Source organism: Flavobacterium sp. K77 (assembly GCF_021608205.1).
Classification (GTDB): Bacteria; Bacteroidota; Bacteroidia; order Flavobacteriales; family Flavobacteriaceae; genus Flavobacterium; species Flavobacterium turcicum.
On the sequence record NZ_JAKIHO010000001.1, the window covers coordinates 131,007 to 153,170 of the forward strand.

At 34.9% G+C, this 22,164-nt stretch carries 23 protein-coding genes; all 23 read left to right on the top strand.

Annotated elements, in window-relative coordinates:
• Positions 1-2: 2 nt before the first annotated feature.
• The 23 genes from L1S34_RS00615 to L1S34_RS00725 all read left to right on the top strand — a co-directional run bounded on the left by L1S34_RS00615 (position 3) and on the right by L1S34_RS00725 (position 22,153).
• Positions 3-656 carry a hypothetical protein gene (locus tag L1S34_RS00615; protein WP_236361980.1) on the top strand — a complete coding sequence of 218 codons (654 nt, stop codon included), beginning with the start codon at positions 3-5 and terminating at the stop codon, positions 654-656.
• Positions 657-767: 111 nt separating this feature from the next.
• Positions 768-1,448 carry a hypothetical protein gene (locus L1S34_RS00620; protein WP_236361982.1) on the top strand — a complete coding sequence of 227 codons (681 nt, stop codon included), beginning with the start codon at positions 768-770 and terminating at the stop codon, positions 1,446-1,448.
• Positions 1,449-1,458: 10 nt separating this feature from the next.
• Entirely contained in the window at positions 1,459-2,133 is a 675-nt protein-coding gene (locus tag L1S34_RS00625; protein WP_236361999.1) for a hypothetical protein, read from the top strand.
• A gap of 10 nt (positions 2,134-2,143) precedes the next feature.
• Complete coding sequence (locus tag L1S34_RS00630) at positions 2,144-2,815, top strand: hypothetical protein (protein WP_236362022.1); 672 nt, start codon at positions 2,144-2,146, stop codon at positions 2,813-2,815.
• A gap of 216 nt (positions 2,816-3,031) precedes the next feature.
• Positions 3,032-4,501, top strand: a complete 1,470-nt coding sequence (locus tag L1S34_RS00635) for a DUF5687 family protein (RefSeq protein WP_236362025.1) — start codon at positions 3,032-3,034, stop codon at positions 4,499-4,501.
• 95 nt (positions 4,502-4,596) lie between these two features.
• Complete coding sequence (locus L1S34_RS00640) at positions 4,597-5,292, top strand: ABC transporter ATP-binding protein (RefSeq protein WP_236362028.1); 696 nt, start codon at positions 4,597-4,599, stop codon at positions 5,290-5,292.
• 309 nt (positions 5,293-5,601) lie between these two features.
• Positions 5,602-8,229, top strand: coding sequence for a type IX secretion system periplasmic lipoprotein PorW/SprE (gene porW / locus L1S34_RS00645; protein WP_370637554.1), 2,628 nt, complete (start codon positions 5,602-5,604; stop codon positions 8,227-8,229).
• A gap of 2 nt (positions 8,230-8,231) precedes the next feature.
• Positions 8,232-8,627 (top strand): bactofilin family protein, encoded by a 396-nt coding sequence (locus L1S34_RS00650; RefSeq protein ID WP_236362031.1) that lies wholly within the window; start codon positions 8,232-8,234, stop codon positions 8,625-8,627.
• Entirely contained in the window at positions 8,605-8,835 is a 231-nt protein-coding gene (locus L1S34_RS00655; RefSeq protein ID WP_236362050.1) for an AtpZ/AtpI family protein, read from the top strand. Before L1S34_RS00650 ends, L1S34_RS00655 begins: the two co-directional genes overlap by 23 nt.
• Entirely contained in the window at positions 8,828-9,211 is a 384-nt protein-coding gene (locus L1S34_RS00660; RefSeq protein ID WP_236362068.1) for a DUF6168 family protein, read from the top strand. Before L1S34_RS00655 ends, L1S34_RS00660 begins: the two co-directional genes overlap by 8 nt.
• Before the next feature lie 130 nt (positions 9,212-9,341).
• Positions 9,342-10,493: a F0F1 ATP synthase subunit A gene (atpB, locus tag L1S34_RS00665; protein WP_236362085.1), complete on the top strand. Its 1,152-nt coding sequence runs from the start codon at positions 9,342-9,344 to the stop codon at positions 10,491-10,493.
• Between the two features lie 41 nt (positions 10,494-10,534).
• Entirely contained in the window at positions 10,535-10,735 is a 201-nt protein-coding gene (gene atpE / locus L1S34_RS00670; RefSeq protein WP_026708812.1) for an ATP synthase F0 subunit C, read from the top strand.
• Positions 10,736-10,812: 77 nt separating this feature from the next.
• A complete protein-coding gene (locus L1S34_RS00675) occupies positions 10,813-11,304 on the top strand; it encodes a F0F1 ATP synthase subunit B (protein ID WP_166132663.1) in 492 nt (163 codons plus the stop codon).
• A gap of 2 nt (positions 11,305-11,306) precedes the next feature.
• A complete protein-coding gene (gene atpH, locus L1S34_RS00680; protein ID WP_210791104.1) occupies positions 11,307-11,840 on the top strand; it encodes an ATP synthase F1 subunit delta in 534 nt (177 codons plus the stop codon).
• 37 nt (positions 11,841-11,877) lie between these two features.
• Entirely contained in the window at positions 11,878-13,455 is a 1,578-nt protein-coding gene (gene atpA / locus L1S34_RS00685) for a F0F1 ATP synthase subunit alpha (protein WP_236362098.1), read from the top strand.
• A gap of 70 nt (positions 13,456-13,525) precedes the next feature.
• Positions 13,526-14,386: an ATP synthase F1 subunit gamma gene (atpG, locus tag L1S34_RS00690; protein WP_236362100.1), complete on the top strand. Its 861-nt coding sequence runs from the start codon at positions 13,526-13,528 to the stop codon at positions 14,384-14,386.
• 272 nt (positions 14,387-14,658) lie between these two features.
• Positions 14,659-15,102 carry a GNAT family N-acetyltransferase gene (locus L1S34_RS00695; RefSeq protein ID WP_236362110.1) on the top strand — a complete coding sequence of 148 codons (444 nt, stop codon included), beginning with the start codon at positions 14,659-14,661 and terminating at the stop codon, positions 15,100-15,102.
• Between the two features lie 124 nt (positions 15,103-15,226).
• Positions 15,227-16,693 carry a lipopolysaccharide biosynthesis protein gene (locus L1S34_RS00700; RefSeq protein WP_236362112.1) on the top strand — a complete coding sequence of 489 codons (1,467 nt, stop codon included), beginning with the start codon at positions 15,227-15,229 and terminating at the stop codon, positions 16,691-16,693.
• A 219-nt stretch (positions 16,694-16,912) separates the two neighbouring features.
• Positions 16,913-17,347: a dUTP diphosphatase gene (gene dut / locus L1S34_RS00705; RefSeq protein WP_236362115.1), complete on the top strand. Its 435-nt coding sequence runs from the start codon at positions 16,913-16,915 to the stop codon at positions 17,345-17,347.
• A gap of 273 nt (positions 17,348-17,620) precedes the next feature.
• Positions 17,621-18,631: a sugar phosphate nucleotidyltransferase gene (locus L1S34_RS00710; protein WP_236362120.1), complete on the top strand. Its 1,011-nt coding sequence runs from the start codon at positions 17,621-17,623 to the stop codon at positions 18,629-18,631.
• A gap of 92 nt (positions 18,632-18,723) precedes the next feature.
• A complete protein-coding gene (locus L1S34_RS00715) occupies positions 18,724-20,079 on the top strand; it encodes a tetratricopeptide repeat protein (protein ID WP_236362129.1) in 1,356 nt (451 codons plus the stop codon).
• Positions 20,080-20,141: 62 nt separating this feature from the next.
• On the top strand, positions 20,142-20,876 hold the full coding sequence (locus L1S34_RS00720) for a DUF4292 domain-containing protein (RefSeq protein WP_370637555.1): 735 nt from the start codon (positions 20,142-20,144) through the stop codon (positions 20,874-20,876).
• Between the two features lie 59 nt (positions 20,877-20,935).
• Complete coding sequence (locus L1S34_RS00725) at positions 20,936-22,153, top strand: murein hydrolase activator EnvC family protein (RefSeq protein ID WP_236362133.1); 1,218 nt, start codon at positions 20,936-20,938, stop codon at positions 22,151-22,153.
• Positions 22,154-22,164 lie beyond the last annotated feature (11 nt).

Genomic DNA, 22,164 nt, shown 5'->3' on the forward strand with positions numbered 1-22,164 from the left:
GAATGAAATTAACCACCCAACAAATAGAATGTATCAACCAAACCTTAATTGCAAAAGGGGTGAAGTTTGACGATTTGAAAGTAGAGGTTTTAGACCATATTGCTACTGAAATTGAAAATGAAATGGAAGTTTCAAATAATGACTTTTCAGTAGTTTTTAATCAGGTTTTTGAAAATTGGAATTCTGAATTACAACCAACTAGAGCTTTTTTCTCCCTGAATACATATTATCCTAAATTGGCGCGAAATGCTTTTAGAAATCAAATAAAACTAGAAATAGTTACAACTATCGTACTCTCTCTACTATTGTTTTTTAGTTTTCAATTAGTATCGGATTCCAATTCAAAGCTACAGTTTATTTTATGGATTAAGAAAGTGTTTTTTTACGCCTATATTGGAACAATATTATTGATGTTTATTTTTAAATTTTTCAATTCAAAATCAAAGGCATCGTCCACTTTTAGGCATTCATTTGATTCAAGATTCCCGGTGATTTTTGTTTGGTTAGCTTTTATTTTCAATGAAAATATACCTCATGATGCAACCAATCAAAATTTGTTTGTACTGTCAATGGGATGCCTTTTTATGTACTTACTTTCTTTTATTTATTTAGGATTTAAGCATTATCAATTCCAAAGAAGATTTTTATTTAATTAGAATTTATTTTCTACAAGTTTGTCATGCTGAGGAATGAAGCATCTCTAAAAATTGTATTTAATTTTAGACACAAAATCAAAAAAAAACACCAACTGAATTAATCTTTAGAAGATGAAACTAACCACCGAACAAATAGCACAAATAGAAGAGACTTTAGTTTTAAACGGTCTTGTTTATCAAGATGTGAAGCTAGAAATAATTGACCACATAGCATCAGAAATTGAAGAAAGAATGAGTCAGGAAGAAATTTCATTTGACAGTGTCTGTAAATCAGTTTTTGAGAAATGGAAAAGTGCACTAGTAATTTCTTCAAGTTATGCTTGGTTAGGAGCTTTCTTTAAAGCACCTCAATTTGTAGTAGACAAATTAGTCGCTTATTCTAAAAGAGAGGCTTTACATGTATTTTTTTCAGTTCTTGTTTTCGGGTCTCTACTAGCTTTTATAGTTTCAAATACATTTCAAAAAGAAACCTTTAAAGCCATTAGTTTAGCTTTACAAGGAGTTTATACCCTTTTGATGGTATGTACCAGTATAAGTATGTTCTTGATTTGGAGATCTACAATTAAAACTATGTACGGAAGATTGTTTCTTTTCAGAGGTTGGGTCGTTTTTTTATTTTGCTTACAGTTTAACATCTATAGAGATCCATTGAAACATTTTGATGCTACTAATTCTTTTTTGCAAAATCTAGTAGGCTGTATATTATTATGTATTCCATTTGTGTACTCTTTCTTTCAATTAATGTTGGCTAGTGAACATTTTAAAATCGTTAAAAAATTGAAATTAGTTTAATCTTTATTTTATGAAACTAACCACCGAACAAATAGAATACGTATCCAATTACATCAAATCCTTAGATATCAAATGGTATGAATTGCAAGTAGAATTTACAGATCACATGGTTACTAGTATGGAGGAAATTTGGGAGAAGAATCCTGAACTTACTTTTCTTCAAGTCAAGCAGTGTGCTGAAAGTAAGTTTGTAGGGCATTCAAGTTTTAAATCGATTCAAGAAGAACGAAAAGGTATTTTACAAAAGGAATACAATAGAAGTCAACGAAAAATGATTGCGGAATTTTTAAAATTCCCCAAAATTATTGGAAGTATTGTGTTAGGAATTCTCGCCTACCAAGGTTCTTTTTACTTTGAGAAACCTAGTAAGTACCTTCAGGTTTTGTTTGCATTGTTATTAGTTTCTGCAATTCCGGGACTGTATCACTTTATTAGGAATTATAAAATTCAAGGTAAACGGTTTTTAGCAGTAAGTTACTATTCTTTAAGTTTAACCAGCATATTGTCATTTCCCCAAATAGGAATTAACTTGTCTAATGGATTTAAAGATGAAATCCAGCAGAATCATCTTTTGATTATACCGCTTATTTGTATTTGGGTCATTGGACTTTTGTTTTGTGCAACAGGAATATATCTTGATATAAAACATATAGCAAAAGTTAAAAAACAATACCAACTGAATTAATCTTTAGAAGATGAAATTAACCACCCAACAAATAGAATCTATCAATCAAATTTTAATAGCAAAAGGACTGAATTTTGACGATTTGAAAGTAGAAGTTTTAGATCATATCGCTACTGAAATAGAAGAGAAAATGCAGAATGCAAATTGTGCTTTTGATGTTGCTTTTAAGGAAGTTATTGAAAAATGGGAGCCAGAATTTAAACCATCCTTTTCGGGATTTATAGGTTTTACAAACCCAAGAATAATGACTGTCAAATGCCACAAAATAGTGAAAAGACAATTTTTAACTGCAATTGCAATTTCATCTTTGCTTACGGTCGTATTCTTGCTTTTTGTCAGAAACTCAAGCCTCGGATTGTTTCTTGCAGATATTCAAGGAACCCTGAGATCATTAGTTCTTTTAGAATTTGGGTTGGTTGCTCTAGCTTGGATTTTAATTTGGAAGTCAAAACACCAAACTACTTATAGTTATTTGATAAAGAAAAAAAGCGCTGGCATAATGATCTTTTTACTTATGATGGGGATTGGTTTATTTCCAGTTAAAGTAAATCATCCAGATGTTAAAATTGCTTTCGTATCAGTTTGCGCAGCCATGGCTTACATTGTAATCACCGGAATTTACTTGAAACTAGCATACAAACATTTTGAGTTTGTAAAGAAAATATCGCTTGTAAAACCATAAATCCTTACGTGGGTTTTCTTGATGATTTGTTTGCTCTTGATGGCTGAGATGCTTCGTTCCTCAGTATGACAAATAACACTACCTACAAGAGTAAATTTCCGACACTTAAAAAACCAAAACACAAAGTCAAAAGAGCACTTTTCTTTCAAAAAAAATTACTTCGTTGTAACATTTTCTGACTTTGACTTACTTACTAGCAAACCAAAAAACCAAAAGATGATTTCAAAATTCCTTTATCTCGAATGGAAGGCTTTCACAAGGTCAGCCTCTTTCGCATCTAACTTGGCGCTAAAAATCCTGATGGGTTTTGTTGCGGCCTATTTCATTTTAATATTTTTAGGATTAGGAGTAGGTGCATTCTATATCCTCAAAAAAATGAAATTGGATCCTATTGTAGCCTTAAATCAATTTTTATTTTATTACGTGGTGATGGATTTAATTGTTCGCATGATGCTTCAAAAAATTCCAGTGCTCAATATTCGTCCTTTATTGAATTTTCCGATTAAAAGAGAAACCATCGTCCATTTTTCGTTAGGCAAAACAATCCTTTCGTTTTTTAATTTGTTACACGCATTTTTCTTGATTCCGTTTAGTGTAGTCTTGATTATTGAAGGTTACAATCCGCTATTGGTAGTGTTTTGGTACTTGGCCATTTACGCACTGTTGTACTGCAATAATTTCATCAATATTTTATTGAGCAACAAAGACGGATTATTCATGATTTTCTTGGGACTTTCAGCAGTTTTAGCCGGCTTGCAGTATTATGAGATATTTGATATTACGGCTTTCATGGGACCAGTTTTTCAGTCTTTTTACAACACTTATTGGGCGTTTAGTATTCCGGTTTTGGCACTAATTGCTTTGTATATTGTTTCATTTAAATATTTCAAAAATAACTTGTACCTCGATGCAGGCTTATCTACTAAACACGACGAAGCAAAAACCGAAGACTTAACTTGGTTGAACCAATTTGGAACCATCGGTACCTTCCTTAAAAACGACATCAAATTAATCAAAAGAAACAAGCGTTCCAAAACTACAGTTGGTTTGAGTGTCATGTTTCTATTTTATGGCTTGTTGTTCTTTACCAATGGTATTCCAATGTATAACAATCCTACGATGCATATTTTTGCGGGAATCTTTGTTTCTGGTGGATTCTTAATAACTTTTGGGCAGTTCGTACCAAGTTGGGACAGCTCGTATTACCAATTAATGATGACACAAAATATCCCGTACCGTGGGTATTTGAGTTCAAAATGGTGGTTAATGGTAATAGCTACAATTATAACCACAGTAATAGCTGCGCCCTATTTGTATTTTGGTTGGCAAATTTATTTAACCATAATTGTAGGTGCTATTTATAACATCGGAGTCAACTCGCATTTGGTGTTACTTGGTGGTGCATTTACCAAAACCCCCATCGATTTAAGTTCAGGCAAAGGTGCCTTTGGTGATAAGAAAGCATTCAACATAAAAACCATGCTCATCTCATTACCACAATTAGGTTTACCAATGCTCGTGTATTGGTTAGGTTCAAGATTTGACAGTGCAACAACCGGTTTGGCCTTAGTAGCACTTCTTGGCGTAATTGGTTTTGCATTCAAAGAAAAAGCATTTACCTTAATCGAAAAAACATATAAATCAGAAAAATACGCTACCATAGCAGCATACAAACAAAAAGGATAATTAGGACTCTCACTGAGCAAGCTTACAAATCCTTAATTTTCTTAATGGTTTAAAAAAAAGAGACAACAACAAACCAACCTATTAAACTAATAACAATGATACAAGTAAACAACCTTACCAAAACATACAACGGAACAACCGTATTAAATATAGAAGCATTAGAAATCAAACAAGGCGAAAGCTTTGGCTTAGTGGGTAACAACGGCGCTGGAAAAACCACTTTTTTCAGTCTTTTGCTAGACTTAATCCAGGCGTCAACAGGGAACATAGTAAACCACGGCATAGATGTAAGTAAAAGCGAGGCTTGGAAACCTTTCACCGCCTCTTTTCTTGATGAAAGTTTTTTAATAAGCTATCTAACTCCCGAAGAATATTTTTATTTCATAGGCGATTTACGCGGTCAAAACAAAGCTGATGTTGATGCGTTACTTGCCAAACACGAAGAGTTTTTTAATGGCGAAATCTTAAAAAACAAAAAATACCTGCGCGATTTATCTAAAGGAAACCAGAAAAAAGTAGGTATCATTGCTACTTTAATTGGTAATCCGTCCGTGGTTATTCTCGATGAGCCTTTTGCTAACCTTGACCCAACCACGCAATTTCGACTTAAAAAAATCATCAAAGAACTAGCCGATGATCCAGCCGTGACCGTATTGGTTTCAAGCCACGACTTGCAGCACACCGTTGAGGTAAGTGACCGTATTGTAGCCATGCAAAAAGGCCAAGTGGTTAAAGACATTCAAACCTCAGAAGAAACATTAAAAGAATTAGAAGCATTTTTTGCCGTATAATTTCAGTAAAAAAAACCCTAATTTAAACCGCTAATTGTTGCAGTACTCACGCTATTTCAGTGTGAATATTGAAACAATTAGCTTTTTTATGGCGTAACCCTTCGTAAAAACTTCGGGTCGGGCTTTACGCTCTATCTTTATTTTCGATCCAAAAATCGAAAAATAAAGGATGCCGCTGCAATCCCTTACGCAAACCCGTTGCAGCCAAATAAAAGCTCATAATTTTCACGATATCAAAAAGAAATGTATTTTTACCAATGCATATACTAAAAAGTATATTTCATAGTTAATTGATAAAAACGTTTTCCATTGAAAATCAATACATACAAATCCTTACTTACACTCCTTTTCCTTGCTGTAGTAGTAGCGTGTTCCACCAAAAAAGACACTTTTTTAGCCAGAAATTCGCATGCCTTGAGCACAAAATACAACATTCTGTACAACGGCCAAGTAGGTCTAGACAAAGGTATTAAGTCCCTTCAAATGGGTAGCGACGATAATTTTTGGGATATTTTACCCATTGAAAAAATGCAAGTTTCGGATGAATTTACACCCGAAAAAGCCAAAAATCCAGACTTTGAATTAGCCGAAACTAAGGCAACCAAAGCCATTCAAAAACACTCCATGAATATTGGAGGCAAAGAAAAAAATTTCCAGATAGATGAAGCCTACCTTATGCTAGGAAAAGCAAGGTACTATGACCAGCGTTTTGTACCTGCACTCGATGCATTCAATTACATCCTTTATAAATATCCCAACAGCAGCAAAATTTACGAAGCAAAAATTTGGCGCGAAAAAACCAATATGCGTTTGGGTAACGATGCACAAGTAATCAAAAACATTAGTAAATTATTAGATGACCGTAAAGTACAAAAGCAAGTTTACGCTGATGCCAATGCACTTTTAGCAGCCTCTTTTTTGAATTTAGAAGAAAAAGACAGCGCAGTTGCTAAATTAAAACAAGCCATTAATTTCACCAAAGTCAATCAAGAAAAAGCCAGATATCGTTTTGTTTTAGGACAATTATATCAAAAAGCCGGCTACAAAGACAGTGCAGTAACAACCTTTCAAGAAATCATTGCAATGAACCGAAAGGCTGAGCGCAGATTTGTTTTGCAAGCGCATGCCAAAAAAGCAGAATTATTTGATTATCAAAACGGAGATACAGCTCTCTTTGTAAAAACATTTAATAAATTACTTAAAGATAGAGAGAACAGACCTTTTAAAGATTTGATTTTTCATCAAATGGCAGTTTTTCAAGACAAGCAAAACAATCAAAAAGCGGCTATTGCTTTGTATAATTCTTCACTCAAAACCAATTCAAAAGATTCGTATTTGGTAGCATCCAACTACCGCAATTTGGGTGACATGTATTTCAAGAATGCCTCCTACGCTTCAGCTGCAAAGTACTACGATAGTACATTGGTCAAGCTAAACAATAACACAAGAGAGTTTGCTAAAATTGAAAAAATCAGAAAAAATCTGGACGAAGTAATTGCCTACGAAGCTATTGCGAAGCGCAACGACAGTATTCTAAAAATTGTTGCTATGACTCCAGAGCAGCAAAACTCTTTTTACGAAAAGTATATTGCAGAACTCAAACAAAAAGACGAACAAAAAAAATTGCTCGAGGCTAAAAATAAAGAACTTCAAGAAAACCGTGAACGAAATGCGTCTATTAGTTCTGCTGATCCTAGTGGTGGTTTTGATACCTTGAATGCAGCCCCTGTTCCTGGTATGGCGCCTCCGTCTATGAATCCTATTGGGGCTCCACAGCCGGGTAGTAGTTCTTTTTATTTTTACAACGCAACCACTGTAGCATTTGGTAAAGTCGAATTTAAAAAATTATGGGGCGATAGATCACGTAATGGCAATTGGCGCTTTTCAGGAACCAAAGTAGGCAACACTACTGTTGCCGCTGATGATGCAACTACAGCAACAGATTCAACAGCTGCCGTTGCTACTATTGAAAAGCCAGAATACAGTACGCTTTTTTATACCAAGCAATTACCCACTGATGCAAAAGAATTAGATAGTATTGCCAAAGAGCGTAACAGCGCCTATTATAATTTAGGTATTGTCTATAAAGAAAAATTCAAAGAAAACGAACTAGCAATAAGCAAGTTAGAGCAGTTACTTTTAAACAATCCAGAGGAAAAGCTGGTGTTACCAACGCTGTATAATTTGTTTAAATTGTATCAAACAACAAATGCTACCAAGGCCGAAGCTATGAAAACTCGAATTTCACAGGAGTTTCCTAATTCTCGTTATGCGCAAATTATCAACCAAAATGTGCAAAGTACAACAGCAATAGCTGATTCTCCCGAAACGGAGTACAACAAATGGTATAAATTATTCGAAAAGGAAGATTTCAATACGATTTTATCTAACATTGATAATTTGATTGTACAGTTTTCTGGTGACGAAATTGTTTCAAAATTCGAATTGCTAAAGGCTAATACACTAGGAAAAGTTAAAGGCCTTTTAGCCTACAAAAAAGCCATGCAAGATGTAGTAGACAATTATCCTAATAGTGAAGAGGGTAAAAGTGCAGCCTTGATTTTAAAAGAACAAATTCCAGTATTAGAACAATTGAACTTCAAGACTGCTGTAGCTAGTAACTACAAAATTTTATACCAAGTAGGCGCTCGTGACGATGAAAAGACAAAAGCTTTGGAGGCGAGTTTGAAAGCATTTTTTGAGGGTGAGAATTTACAAAAGCTATACCTTTCTTATGACTTATATACCGATAACAATGCGTTTATGACAATTCACGGGATACCTACACAAAACTACGCTGCAGATATCTTAACAGTTTTAGCAGAAAATAAAAAATACAATCTTTTAACACCTGCTATAATTATTGCATCAGAGAATTATAGGATTGTGCAAATCAAGAAAAATTTAGAGAGTTACCTAGCCCTCGAAAAAAAATAACTATGTTCGATAAAAAACAAAAATCATACACCGATCTTTTGGGTAAAACCAATAGGATTGTTGAAGGAACCACTATTAAAGGAGATATTATTTCGCAAGCTGATTTTAGATTAGACGGTCACTTGGTGGGTAATTTTCAAACTGCTGGTAAAATTGTAATTGGCCCCGCCGGAAGTGTTACCGGAGATATTATCTGCAAGAACGCAGATATTGAGGGGAAATTTGAAGGCAACATCAAAGTTCAGGAGCTTTTGAGTGTAAAAGCAAAGGCGAGTATTCAAGGACAAGTAACTGTTGGGAAATTAGCAGTAGAGCCAGGTGCAACTTTCTCTGCGGCTTGTACGATGCAAATTCAATCTAAAAACTTGGAGGTACATGAAAAAGAAAGCAGAAAATAATGCCAAATGGTTGGTCTTTCTAGCAATACCTTTTCAAATGGGTACCATTATTTTTGGCTTCACCTATCTTGGTATCTGGCTAGATGATAACTACAGTCAAGCTGATTCTTCTGTTTATACTATCGTACTTTCACTAATTTCTGTTTTTATTGCCTTGTATAATGTAATACGGCAAGTAAAAAATTTAAACAATTCTAAAAATGAATAAAATTTTACCTTTTCTTAAGGCTTTAATTCCTTTTACCTTATTACTTTTTGTCGTACAGTATTATACAGTACAAACTTCTGGTTATCAAAAAGACCTGTTTTACAGCACAGAGAGCGTTTATGGATTTTTACTAATCACCACTATAATTATATATGTATTACTGCTTTTTGTGAATCAAAATTTTCCTGATTTTACTGGCTTTGCATTTTTAGGAACCACATTTATAAAGATGATGGCAGCAGTGGTTTTTTTGTGGCCATTAATTAAAGCCGAAAACGTTGCAACTAATCTCAATATCGGAGCTTTTTTCATTCCATATTTCCTATTTTTACTTTTTGAAACCGTTTTTGCGGTTCGATTGATAAATAAAAGATAGGTTGACTGCAAATAATGCAATAGCGCTCAAAATTGATTTTTTAAAAACATCATTATAATTTTCAATTTTGAATTAAATATGTACCTTTGCAAAAAATTTTAAAAACGTAAAATCAGATACACAATTAATAATGGTAATTTCAAAAAAATCACTTCAATTCCTGTTAGTTACTTTTGTAGCGTGTATGCCGTTGGTAAATTTCGCAAACCCAGCCGCGGATAGTCTTCAAAATCATACCGAAAGCGTGGCAACTGTTGCTGATGCGCATGCTGAAGCGGGTCATTCTGCTGAAAAAGAATTCAATGCTACGGAATTGATCAATGAGCACATTGGTGATTCGCATGAATTCCATATTGCTGATTGGGCGGGTCACCCGATTTCGTTTTACTTACCTGTTATTTTATGGACAAACTCTGGTTTGGAAATTTTCTCAGCAGAGCAATTTCACCACGATAACGAAGGACATCATGTTGTAGATGTAAACGGTCAAAAATTGGTTCGTTATAATGAAGTTATTTTTTACGCAGATAAATTTGAAACATTAACTGAAGATCAAAAAAAGAACGGTGCATTTGAATTTGATGCAAGACCTCTTGATTTTTCTATAACTAAGAATGTTTTCTCTATGTTAATGTCGGCTTTGGTTTTATTCTTCTTATTTTTTGCAGTAGCAAGATCGTACAAGAAAAACCCAAAAGCACCAAAAGGAATCGCTGGTTTCTTAGAGCCGTTGGTTATTTTTGTAAGAGATGAAATTGCTATCCCAAATATCGGAATCAAAAAATACGCGAAATACATGCCGTATTTGTTAACGATCTTTTTCTTTATCTGGATCAACAACCTTATTGGTTTAATACCGTTTTTCCCATTTAGTGCCAACCTTACGGGTAACATCTTCTTTACATTTGTATTGGCTTTGTTTACTTTTATCGTAACTAGTTTCAGCGGAAGCAAAGATTACTGGAAACACATTTTGTTGCCACCAGTTCCAAAAGCATTGTATCCTATTATGATACCAGTAGAAATTATTGGTATGTTGACAAAACCTTTCGCATTGATGATTCGTTTATTCGCTAACATCACTGCAGGGCATATTATCATCTTGAGTTTAGTCTCATTAATATTTATATTCAAAACAGTAGCGGTTGCACCAATTTCTGGAGCTTTCGTATTGTTCATGAGTGTACTTGAAATGTTGGTTGCTGCGTTGCAAGCTTATGTGTTTACGTTGTTAACTGCATTGTTTATTGGTCAGGCTGTTGAAGAGCACGACCACCATTAATTTGTGTTTTATTAATTATTAACTATATTAAATTTAGTATTATGGTATTAGCTGGAATCGGAGCTGGATTAGCTGTTATTGGTGCAGGTCTAGGTATTGGAAAAATTGGTGGTTCTGCAATGGACGCTATTGCTCGTCAACCTGAGGCTGCTGGAAAAATCCAGACTGCTATGATTATTGCTGCTGCACTTATTGAAGGTGTTGCACTTTTCGCAGTAGTTGTTGCGTTAATTGCACAATAATTAAAGCTTAAAACTTCTTGATACGGTTGGTATCAAGAAGTTTTTATTTCTAAAACAAACTTTTTAAATATAAAAATATGAATTTAACAGCACCAGAGAGTTTAATATTTTGGACCTCTATCATCTTTATAGTTTTCTTTATCTTGCTTGGTAAATTTGCTTGGAAACCAATTTTAAGCGCCGTAAAAGGAAGAGAAGATTCTATCAACTCTGCTTTGGCTGCAGCCGAAACAGCACGTTTAGAAATGCAAAATTTAACTGCAGAAAATGAGCGTATTTTACAAGAAGCACGTTTAGAGCGTGATGCTTTGTTGAAAGAAGCTCGTGATATGAGAGAAAAAATGATCGCTGATTCAAAAGCTGATGCGCAAGCAGAAGGTGCACGTATGATCGAGCAAGCGAAAACAGCTATTGCTGCTGAGAAAAATGCTGCTATGGCTGAATTGAAATCACAAGTATCTACTTTGTCTTTGAGTATTGCTGAAAAAGTATTAAGAGAAGAACTATCTAACAAAGAATCTCAAACTAAATTGATTGAGAACATGTTGGGTGACGTTAAATTGAACTAATTATGGCAAGTACTAGAGCAGCAAGTCGTTATGCAAAAGCAATTTTAGACCTAGCTAATGCTAAAGGTGTGGCTACTGAAGTGAATAGTGATATGAATAGTATTGCTACAGCTATCAATGGCAACCTAGAATTGAGTACTTTTATTCAGAACCCAACTATCAAAGTTACAGTAAAACAAAATGCTTTATTAGAAGTTTTTGCTGATAGCAATGCGGTTACTAAAGGTTTGTTTCAATTGTTATTTGAAAACAAGAGATTCGAAATCTTAGAATCTATCGCAGTTGAGTACGGGAAATTATTTGACTTTGCTAACGGAATGGAGCAAGCGCAAGTAACTACTGCTGTACCAATGGATGCTGCATTAGAAGAAAAAGTTTTGGCTAAAATAGCATTGTTATCTGATAAAAAGGTAAGCATACAAAATATAGTAGATCCAGCAATTATTGGAGGATTTATTTTAAGAATAGGTGACAAGCAGTACAATGCTTCTGTTGCTAACAGATTACAAGTATTAAAAAGAGAGTTAAGTAATTAGTTTATTGCACATTTAAGTGTTTAAATCATAAAGTAAGATGGCGGAAATTAAACCTGCTGAAATTTCAGCAATATTAAGAAAGCAAGTAGAAGGTTTTGAATCTGGTGCTACACTAGAAGAAGTAGGAACCGTACTTCAAGTTGGAGATGGTATTGCTCGTATCTACGGGCTTTCTAATGTTCAATATGGAGAGTTAGTGGAGTTTGACAATGGTTTAGAAGCTATTGTATTGAACCTTGAAGAAGATAACGTGGGTGTGGTACTTTTAGGACCATCTACTGGTATCAAAGAAGGTTCTACTGCAAAAAGAACACAACGTATTGCTTCTCTTAAAGTAGGAGAACAAATGGTAGGACGTGTAGTAAACACACTTGGTTTTCCAATTGATGGAAAAGGACCAATTGGTGGAGACTTATACGAAATGCCATTGGAAAGAAAAGCTCCTGGAGTTATCTTCCGTCAGCCAGTTACTGAGCCATTACAAACAGGTATCAAAGCAGTTGATGCAATGATTCCAGTAGGTCGTGGACAACGTGAGCTAGTTATTGGTGACCGTCAAACAGGTAAATCAACTGTTTGTATCGATACTATCTTAAATCAAAAAGAATTTTACGATGCTGGAAAACCAGTATTTTGTATCTACGTAGCTATTGGACAAAAAGCTTCTACTGTAGCAGGAATTGCTAAAATGTTAGAAGAAAAAGGTGCTATGGCGTATACTGTGATTGTTGCAGCTAATGCTTCTGATCCAGCTCCAATGCAAGTTTATGCTCCTTTCGCAGGTGCTGCTATTGGTGAATATTTTAGAGATTCAGGTCGTCCTGCTTTAATTGTTTATGATGATTTATCTAAACAAGCGGTTGCTTACCGTGAGGTTTCTCTTTTATTAAGAAGACCACCGGGACGTGAGGCTTATCCTGGAGACGTTTTTTACTTACACAGCCGTTTATTAGAGCGTGCTTGTAAAGTAATTGCTGATGACGGAATTGCTAAAAACATGAATGATTTACCAGATTCATTGAAATCTATTGTAAAAGGTGGTGGTTCATTAACAGCTTTGCCAATCATTGAAACTCAAGCTGGTGACGTTTCTGCATACATCCCAACTAACGTAATTTCGATCACTGATGGTCAGATTTTCTTAGATGGTGATTTGTTTAATTCAGGAGTTCGTCCAGCGATCAACGTAGGTATTTCGGTATCACGTGTTGGAGGTAACGCTCAAATTAAATCAATGAAAAAAGTATCAGGTACTTTAAAACTAGATCAAGCACAATTCCGTGAATTGGAAGCGTTTGCTAAATTTGGTTCTGATTTGGATGCTGTTACTTTAAATGTGATCGAAAAAGGAAAAAGAAACGTTGAAATCTTGAAACAAGGTTTGAATGATCCTTATACTGTTGAAGATCAAGTAGCTATTATTTATGCAGGTTCTAAAAACTTGTTGAAAAATGTTCCTGTGAACAAAGTAAGAGAGTTCGAGAAAGATTTCTTAGAATTCCTAAATGCGAAGCACAGACCTACACTTGATGCTTTGAAAGCAGGAAAATTAACAGACGAAATTACAGATGTAATCGAAACTGTAGCTAAAGAATTATCAGCAAAATTTAACTAATTTAGTGAAAAGTGAAAAGTGAATAGTATAACTGTTCACTTTTTACGATTCACATTTCACTATACAAAAAATGGCAAACTTAAAGGAAATCCGTAATAGAATTACTTCCGTTTCATCGACGATGCAAATTACATCGGCTATGAAAATGGTTTCTGCAGCAAAGCTAAAGAAAGCACAAGATGCGATCACAGCAATGCGCCCTTATGCCGAAAAATTAACGGAATTATTGCAAAATCTTTCTGCTACTTTAGAAGGTGATGCCGGTGGTGAGTACACTACACAACGCGAAGTTAAAAAAGTGTTGTTGGTGGTTATTACTTCTAACAGAGGTTTAGCAGGTGCGTTTAACACCAATGCAATCAAAGAAGCAAAAAACCGTGCCGATTATTACACAGGAAAACAAGTTGATGTTTTTGCCATTGGTAAAAAAGGAAACGACGTATTGAGCAAAACTTTAAACGTTGTTGGTAACCAAAGTACTGTTTTTGATGATTTGACTTTTGATAATGTTGCTAAAATAGCGGATGCTTTAATGGAGAAATTCGTTGGAGGTGAGTATGACAAAATTGAGTTGATTTACAACCAATTTAAAAATGCTGCTACGCAAATTGTTCAAACAGAGCAATTTTTACCGTTAGCATCTTTAAAAGCCAATGCAGCTGAAACTGCTGGTGATTATATTTTTGAACCATCGAAAGAAGAAATCGTGTTGACTTTGATTCCTAAATCATTGAAAACACAATTGTATAAAGGTATCCGTGACTCTTTTGCCTCTGAGCACGGAGCACGTATGACAGCAATGCACAAAGCAACGGATAATGCAACTGAATTGAGAAATCAATTGAAATTAACATATAACAAAGCGCGTCAAGCTGCAATTACAAACGAAATCTTAGAAATCGTTGGTGGAGCAGAGGCTTTGAAAGGATAAGAATAACGTAGTTTTTCAAATCTTCAAAATGCGAAGCTTGAAAGGATAAGAAAAACGTATTTTTTCAAATTTTCAAAACCCGAGGCTTTGAAAAGATAAACATGTTATCGTTTTATAATACAAAGAGTCAACTTCGGTTGGCTCTTTTTTTTGTACTCTGGTTTGTGATAAATTTAATTTCCTGGTTAAGTTCATAAACATAATCGTTTTCCTTGTTTTTTCTTTTTCTATTCCTCTGATTTTTTCTCTAATTTTACATTTTTAAAACGAACATGGATTTACACCTTATAGAACTTACTACCAAAGAAGAAATGCTGGCGCAATACGATGTCATGCTACATTTGTACACCAACTTTACTTTCGAAAAATACGATGCCTATCTTACGGATATGATTCCGCACAACTACAAGCAAATTGCTGTTTTTGAAGGCGCTGTTTGTGTAGGACTTTCTGGTTTGTGGTCTGGAACAAAGCTTTGGTCAGGCAAGTACCTCGAAATTGATAATTTTATTGTTCACCCCGATCACCGTAAAAAAGGAATTGGTAAAATGATGACTGATTATGTAGATGCGAAAGCCAAAGAACTTGGTTGCACTATGATTGTATTAGATGCTTTTACAGGAAACTTCAATGCACATCGTTTTTATTATAACCAAGGATACGCGCCCAAAGGTTTTCATTTCTTAAAAATTATCAACGAAGACGGTTTATCTTAAGAATGCTACTTTTTCTAGAAAACAGTTTTCACAAATCAATTAGGATATCTGCTTCACCAATGGTTAAAGTCACCACACAATTGCCTATTTTTGTTCCTATTGACCTCTGTAAAATAAAATAATTTTGGGTTTATATAAAAATCTTTTTAAACAAACAGCCATTTACGGACTCGCTACGGTTGTCCCGCGAATGTTCAGTTTTATTCTGGTTCCATTATACACTGATTTACTTCCTAAAGCTGAATACGGTAAGGTTTCTGTCATTTTTGCTTACATGATTTTCTTTAATGTACTTCTCGCGTATGGGTTTGAAACTGCTTTCTTTAGGTTTTACAATAAAGAGAATGATAAAAAATCTGTTGTTGAAACAGCGTCCGTTTCACTTTTTTGGACCTCAATTGTATTTTTGGTCATAGCCTTACTTTTCCGCAATAAATTGGCCATTTGGTCTGGTCTTGATGCGCAATATATTACATACACCATTTGGATTTTAGTGCTTGATGCCTTGGTGATTGTTCCTTTTTCAAAATTAAGAGTCAACCAGCAACCTATAAAATACGCTTTAATCAAAATAGGAAATGTTGTAGTTAATTTGGTCCTAAACTTATTCTTTTTGAGTTATTTACCCGCAATTACAAAATCAATTCCTGATGGGTTTTTAGGCTCGTTGTACATAGCTGATTTTCAGGTAGGTTATATTTTCGTATCCAATATTGTAGCCAGTTTGCTCACATTTGTAGTGTTGTCACCAAGTTATTTAAAACTAAAATGGCATTTTGATTTCCAACTTTGGAAACGCATGATGCAATACGGAATGCCTATTATGGTAGCCGGAATTGCATTTGCCATCAACGAACAGTTTGATAAGATTTTATTGGCGGAACTATTGCCAGCCAATATTGCCGATGCAGAGGTCGGCGTTTACTCAGCCTGTTACAAGCTCGGTTTGTTCATGGTCTTGTACCGTACGGCCTACACTTTAGGAATTGAACCTTTCTTTTTTAGTCATGCTGATAGTAAAGATGCACCGCAAACCTACGCCACAATAACCAAATATTTTGTCATTTTTGGGTCGTTCATATTACTCTCGGTTATCGTTTTTGCCGATGTTTTAAAGGTAATCATGATTCGAGACCAGTCCTATTGGGAAGCTATGAAAGTAGTGCCTTTAATTATTTTGGCTAATTTTTTTCTTGGCATTTACACCAACCTTTCCGTATGGTACAAACTCATCGATAAAACGTATGTAGGTGCTTATATCTCTATCGTAGGAGCCATTATCACACTAGCGCTCAATTATCTGCTAATCCCAACCATGAGTTATTACGGATCGGCCATAGCCACCATAGCCGCTTATGGTAGCATGATGACCATCTCTTACTATTTCGGAAACAAATATTACCCTATACCGTATGACAGCCGTAAAATTTTTATGTATCTCATAATTTCAATTGGTTTTTCAGCGATTTCATTTTACGGATTCCGGGAGAATTATTTCGTAGGAATCCCGTTATTGCTCGTGTTCCTTTATATTATATACCACAACGAAAAAGAATTATTAACCCAAATACTAAAACGTAAAGCGAAGTAGTATCAAATTTTGTAGGAGCTTATCGCGCCCTTCGTTTCAAGCTTTTTCCTAAAATTGTTTTTTTCTACGGCTCAAAAGGAGCTTCTTGCAGTCGCTCTTTTCACCCTCGAAGAAAATACAATTTTATAAAAAAAGGCTTTCCACTTTGGTCACGGCTAAAAAAGCGCACTTCCTAAAAAAGACAATCTGATCCTGAAAACTAGCTCAAACAAATACATTATGAATATCAACATCATCAACAAATCACAACACGACTTGCCTAGCTATGAAACCATCGCCTCGGCAGGAATGGATTTACGAGCCAATATCACAGACCCAATTACTTTAAAACCACTAGAACGAACTATCGTAAAAACAGGTCTTTTTATAGAACTACCTATTGGGTACGAAGCACAAGTAAGACCACGTAGCGGACTAGCCGCAAAAAATGGCGTAACCGTACTAAACGCACCCGGAACTGTAGATGCGGATTATCGTGGAGAAATTGGAGTTATTTTAGTAAATTTATCCAATGAAGATTTTACCATTCAAAACGGAGAACGTATAGCGCAATTAGTTATCGCCAAACACGAACGCGCCGAGTGGACTCTAGTTCAGGAACTGACAGAAACTTCAAGAGGTGAAGGTGGTTTTGGTAGTACGGGAGTAAAGTAAACAGTCGCAGTATTCAGTCATAGTAATCAGTAGAAGTTAACAGTTTTAGAAAATTATTAAACGACAAATTTCAAATATAAAGTTTCAAAAATCCGTTTAATCTTTTAAATCTGTGGCTAAATAGAATAAAAAAAACTTTGCGAGCTTTGCGAAATCCTTCGTGAACTTTGCGGTTAAAAAGTAAAATAAATTTAATAATTTAAAGATTGAATAATTTAAAGATTTATGATAATCATTAAATTTTTCAATCGTTTAATCTTTCAATAAATAAACATGAAAATAATCGTTCCTATGGCGGGTCGTGGATCACGCCTTCGCCCACATACATTAACCATTCCTAAACCATTAATTCCTATTGCCGGCAAACCTATTGTACACCGTTTGGTTGAAGACATCGCGGGAGTTTTAAATCAACAAATTGACGAAGTAGCTTTTATCATTCATGAAAGTTTTGGTCAAAAAGTGGAAGAAGAACTTTTGGCTATAGCCCAAAAACTAGGTGCCAAAGGAACCATTTATTACCAAAACGAAGCCTTAGGAACCGGTCACGCTATCATGTGTGCCAAAGAATCCTTGAGCGGACCAGCGGTAATTGCTTACGCCGATACCCTAATTCGTGCCGATTTTGACTTAGACAAAGAGGCAGATAGCGTAATTTGGGTAAAACAAGTAGACCAACCAGAAGCTTTTGGTGTGGTAAAATTAAATGCGAACAATGAAATCGTTGAGTTGGTTGAAAAACCAGCCACTTTTGTTTCAGACTTAGCAGTTATTGGGATTTACTATTTCAAAGATATTGCAGTACTTAAAAACGAATTGCAGTTAGTGCTTGACAATAACATCATTCACGGAGGCGAATACCAAATCAATGATGGAATCAAACAAATGATGGCCAAAGGCATGAAATTTGTCCCTGGCAAAGTGGAGGAGTGGATGGATTGCGGTAACAAAAACGTGACTGTAGAAACCAATTCTAGAATGTTAGGTTTTTTACATAATGATGGTGAATCCTTAGTTGATGAAAGTGTAAAACTAGAAAACGCAACTATTATACCACCATGTTATATTGGTAAAAACGTAGTGTTGATTAATGCTACTGTTGGTCCAAATGTTTCCCTTGGTGACGGTTGTCATGTGGTAAATAGTACGGTAAAAAACAGTTTGGTACAAACGCATTCGCATATCAAAAATGCAGTTTTAGACAATGCCATGATTGGAAATCATGCTAGTTTTGATGGTAATTTCACTAGCATCAGCATAGGTGATTATTCTGTTTTAGAGTAAAATACGGTAATAACTCACTGATTCACATCAGTGAGTTGTTACTTCAAAAAGGTTTTGATTTTGTGTCAATTGTACTAGTATTACGTTTAATTATGAATAGGAAAAACAAATTTTTTGTACTGCTACTAATTGGATTTTTTGGATTCCAAACAAATTTGTGCGCACAAATTGAACCCGAAGAAATCAAAGTTGATACGGATCAATTTCATGAACTATTCTACGAATCCTTGCTGCAAAAAGGAATCGAAAATCACGATAAAGCCATTGTCGCTCTTGAAAAGGCCGATAAAATCAGCCCTAACAACGCTACCGTTTTTTATGAGTTAGGGAAAAATTATTTAGCCTTAAAAAATTATCCTGAAGCCTTTACTTTTTTTGAAAAAGCCAGCACCATCGATCCTAAGAATAAGTGGAATTACATTGGCATGTACGATGTGAGTTATGAAACCAAAAACTATGCACAGGGAATCACGGTTTTAAACAAATTAATTCCAATCGATTCCAAGTACAAAGAGGATTTAACGTCGCTGTATATGGCTACCAATCAATATGACAAAGCCTTAACTTTGATACAAGAACTCAACGAAAACGTTGGAAAAACAGATAGAAGAGAATTGTACAAAAGTCAAATTCTATCAGTAGGGAAATATCAAAATTCGGAAATTGTAAACCTCGAACAACTCATTGCAAAGAATCCAAAGGAGGAATCGAATTATTTAAATTTGATTTTTTTATACTCTAAAAATAACGACGAAAAAAAAGCTTTTGAAGTTGTTCAAAAATTAGAAAAAGCCATACCAAATTCAGAGTGGGCGCAGGTGAGTTTATTCAAAAATTATTTAGATAATAATGACGCCGTAAAAGCTATCAGTGCTATGAATACTGTTTTGGGAAGTAGCAAAATCGACTCCAAAATTAAACATCGTATTTTAAACGAATTTTTAATTTATGTCAATAAAAATCCACAGTACAGCGCTGATTTAGAAAAAGCGGTTTCTTATTTTGATAATGATCCAAACATCAACGTTGCAAAAGAAATAGGTCTGTTTTTTCAAAACAAAAAGCTGTACCAAAAAGCGATTCCTTTTTACGAAAGAGCGCTGAAAACCAATGCTGACAGCGATATCGCAACGCATTTGTTGCTCTTGCAAGTACTTACTGAAGTGCAGCAATTTGACCAAATAGACAAAAAAGCAACTGCTTTGGTAGAGAGTTTTCCAACACAGGCTACCTTTTATTATTATGCAGGTCTGGCCAACAATCAATTAAAACAATTCAAGAAAGCAAAGGATTATCTCGAAATGGGCATGGATTATGTAGTAGAACAATTGGATTTAGAAGTGAATTTCAACATCCAATTAGGAGAAGCCTATAACGGTTTGGGCGATTTCAAGAAAAAAGACTTGTATTTTGCAAAAGCCAATCAATTACTTAAAGCAAAAAAATAATGAAAAAATGTGTCCTATTCTTTATAATTTCAGTGTCGTTGTTGTCATGCAAGTCCAAATCAATGGCGGTTGGAACAACTCCTGAAGCTCCTGCAGTTCCCGCAGTTGCTAGCGCTGAAATGTCTGCAAAAAAAATTATTGAGCAGCATTACAACAATAAAATCGATTTTTCTACATTGTACATTAAGTCGAGCGCACGCTACGCAGATGAAAAATTAACACAAAACGTAACGGCTGAAATTAAAATACAAAAAGACGAACAAATTTTGGTAAGTGTTCGTTTTCTGGGTATTACGATGGCCAAAGCCTTAATTACACCAAAAGCAGTAAGTTATTACGAGAAATTAAATGGAACTTATTTTGAAGGCGATTTTAGTAGTTTGAGCCAATGGTTAGGTACTGATTTAGATTATGAAAAAGTGCAAAATTTATTATTGGGTAAGGCTATCGATAATTTAAACAAAGGCAAGTATCAAGTTAAACTTGAAGAGCAAAGTTACCAACTGGTAGATCAAGATAGTGGTAGCACCTCAAAATCATACTTTTTAGATGCATTACGTTACTTAGTTCAAAAACAAGAAGTGGCTCAAGCTGCTGAAGAACGTACCATTAAAGTGGAGTATGGCGCACACCAAGATTATGCACAAGGAACGTTGCCTACGCAAATTGCTATTCAAACGCAACAAAAAAAAGGAACTACTGATATAAAATTGGAGTACAACGGAATTTCTTTTAACGAAGAACTTTCTTTTCCTTATAGTGTGCCAAATGGCTACAAAAGAATTTTAATTAAGTAAATTTGCCAAAACATTTTTTTCACATGCCAAAATTGATCCTAAGCCTAATTTGTATTTGTATGACTTCCTTACTTTGGAGTCAAGAGTCACAACAAGAAAAATTAGAACAACGCAAAGAGCAAATTCAAAAAGAAATTCGCGAAAACGAAAAACTTTTACAATCCGTTAAGAAAAAAGAAAAAACGGTCGTGAACGTTATCGCGATTCAAAGCAATAAAATTAAGCTAAAGGAAAAATTAATTAACACTACCGAAAAGCAAACCAAATTGCTTAAGAACGACATGTATATTAATCAAGTGCAGATTAATAAACTGAAAAAAGAACTAAAGATTTTAAAAGAAGATTATGCTAAAATGATTGTGAAATCATACAAGAGCAGGTCTAGTGAGAGTAGAGCCATGTTTTTACTGTCGTCTGAAAATTTCTTGCAAGCCTACAAACGCGCGCAATACATGAAGCAATACACAAGCTACAGAAAAACGCAAGGGGAAGAAATTAAAACTAAAACAGACAAATTAGCCGATTTCAATCAAAAGCTAGACGTTCAAAAAACGGCCAAACAAAAATTGATTGCCGAGAACGAAAAAGAACGTTTGTCTCTGGAAAAAGAAAAGCAAGAGCAACTTAAGTTGGTGAATTCTATTAAGAAGGACAAAAACAAGATTGCGCAAGAAATTAAAAAACGCCAGCAAGAATACAGAACAATTGACAGGCAAATCAATAGGTTAATTAGAGAAGCCATCGCCGAAGCAAACAGAAAAGCAGCTCTAGAAAAAGCAAAAGCAAACCCAAGCGCACCAGTATCTAAAGCGGCAGTTTCATCATCAAAAATTGAATTGACGCCAGAGGCCAAATTAATAGCGGATAATTTTAGAGCCAACAGAGGTCGTTTGCCTTACCCTGTTGAAAAAGGGTTTATCTCTCTAGGGTATGGAAACCAAACACACCCGCTTTTTAATACGATTACCATTCACAACAGTGGTGTTGAAATTACTACCGAAAAAGGAGCAAGTGCTCGTGCGGTTTTTGGCGGTGAGGTAACAAGTGTAATGGTAATTTCGCCAGTGAACAAAGCCGTTACCATCTTGCATGGTGATTATTTTACGGTGTATCAAAACTTAAGTTCAGTATCAGTAAGTAAAGGCGATAAAGTAAGCATTAAACAAAGCATTGGGAAAGTAAGAACTAATGGCGATACCGGAAAGACAGTTTTAAAGTTTATGATTTCTCAAAACTCAACTTTAATCAATCCTGAGGGGTGGTTGTCAGGTAGGTAATGTATAACTTG

Coding starts and splice junctions, on each gene's coding strand:
- L1S34_RS00615 (WP_236361980.1), top strand. CDS start 3: ATGAAATTAACCACCCAACAAATAGAATGTATCAACCAAACCTTAATT.
- L1S34_RS00620 (WP_236361982.1), top strand. CDS start 768: ATGAAACTAACCACCGAACAAATAGCACAAATAGAAGAGACTTTAGTT.
- L1S34_RS00625 (WP_236361999.1), top strand. CDS start 1,459: ATGAAACTAACCACCGAACAAATAGAATACGTATCCAATTACATCAAA.
- L1S34_RS00630 (WP_236362022.1), top strand. CDS start 2,144: ATGAAATTAACCACCCAACAAATAGAATCTATCAATCAAATTTTAATA.
- L1S34_RS00635 (WP_236362025.1), top strand. CDS start 3,032: ATGATTTCAAAATTCCTTTATCTCGAATGGAAGGCTTTCACAAGGTCA.
- L1S34_RS00640 (WP_236362028.1), top strand. CDS start 4,597: ATGATACAAGTAAACAACCTTACCAAAACATACAACGGAACAACCGTA.
- L1S34_RS00650 (WP_236362031.1), top strand. CDS start 8,232: ATGTTCGATAAAAAACAAAAATCATACACCGATCTTTTGGGTAAAACC.
- L1S34_RS00655 (WP_236362050.1), top strand. CDS start 8,605: ATGAAAAAGAAAGCAGAAAATAATGCCAAATGGTTGGTCTTTCTAGCA.
- L1S34_RS00660 (WP_236362068.1), top strand. CDS start 8,828: ATGAATAAAATTTTACCTTTTCTTAAGGCTTTAATTCCTTTTACCTTA.
- atpB (WP_236362085.1), top strand. CDS start 9,342: ATGGTAATTTCAAAAAAATCACTTCAATTCCTGTTAGTTACTTTTGTA.
- atpE (WP_026708812.1), top strand. CDS start 10,535: ATGGTATTAGCTGGAATCGGAGCTGGATTAGCTGTTATTGGTGCAGGT.
- L1S34_RS00675 (WP_166132663.1), top strand. CDS start 10,813: ATGAATTTAACAGCACCAGAGAGTTTAATATTTTGGACCTCTATCATC.
- atpH (WP_210791104.1), top strand. CDS start 11,307: ATGGCAAGTACTAGAGCAGCAAGTCGTTATGCAAAAGCAATTTTAGAC.
- atpA (WP_236362098.1), top strand. CDS start 11,878: ATGGCGGAAATTAAACCTGCTGAAATTTCAGCAATATTAAGAAAGCAA.
- atpG (WP_236362100.1), top strand. CDS start 13,526: ATGGCAAACTTAAAGGAAATCCGTAATAGAATTACTTCCGTTTCATCG.
- L1S34_RS00695 (WP_236362110.1), top strand. CDS start 14,659: ATGGATTTACACCTTATAGAACTTACTACCAAAGAAGAAATGCTGGCG.
- dut (WP_236362115.1), top strand. CDS start 16,913: ATGAATATCAACATCATCAACAAATCACAACACGACTTGCCTAGCTAT.
- L1S34_RS00710 (WP_236362120.1), top strand. CDS start 17,621: ATGAAAATAATCGTTCCTATGGCGGGTCGTGGATCACGCCTTCGCCCA.
- L1S34_RS00715 (WP_236362129.1), top strand. CDS start 18,724: ATGAATAGGAAAAACAAATTTTTTGTACTGCTACTAATTGGATTTTTT.
- L1S34_RS00720 (WP_370637555.1), top strand. CDS start 20,142: ATGGCGGTTGGAACAACTCCTGAAGCTCCTGCAGTTCCCGCAGTTGCT.
- L1S34_RS00725 (WP_236362133.1), top strand. CDS start 20,936: ATGACTTCCTTACTTTGGAGTCAAGAGTCACAACAAGAAAAATTAGAA.